This window comes from Dysgonomonas sp. 511 (assembly GCF_010501105.1).
In the GTDB taxonomy this organism is placed as follows: domain Bacteria; phylum Bacteroidota; class Bacteroidia; order Bacteroidales; family Dysgonomonadaceae; genus Dysgonomonas.
The window spans coordinates 1-394 of record NZ_QVMQ01000089.1 but is presented as its reverse complement, the minus strand read 5'-3'; the positions used below and the strand labels follow the sequence as shown (position 1 = coordinate 394).

General features: G+C 39.3%; 1 protein-coding gene. It reads left to right on the top strand.

What is annotated here, in order from left to right:
• Positions 1-198: hypothetical protein (locus D0T57_RS15635; RefSeq protein WP_185154695.1), on the top strand; the 198-nt coding region annotated here is incomplete at its 5' end.
• Positions 199-394 lie beyond the last annotated feature (196 nt).

Genomic DNA, 394 nt, shown 5'->3' with positions numbered 1-394 from the left:
CATTATGGTTCACCCTATATTACCGTCTTTGCCCCCCTGTTTGAATTTTCGAAAGAAAATATTTATGGTTCTGATACGGATGTCGTATATATTCCGGGCAGATTTAATCTGTTCAGGTTTCCGGCTAAGGCCTCTGCATTGAGCCACTCTGCCGCAAACATCTGGAAAGGCTTCTCGAACTCGAAGTTCCGGAAATAAACGACGGGCTGATTACAATCAAAAATATAGCCCGCATACCGGGAGAAAGAGCTAAAGGTAAGAGTAGTAGTGGAGTATATTGTTTCATGGTATATTGTTTTTGTTTTAATTACAGAGATACGAGATACAAGTTCATATTTTATAAGAAACCAACTCGTTAACTTGTCTACTGGTATCTCGTATCTCCCTAAAAAGT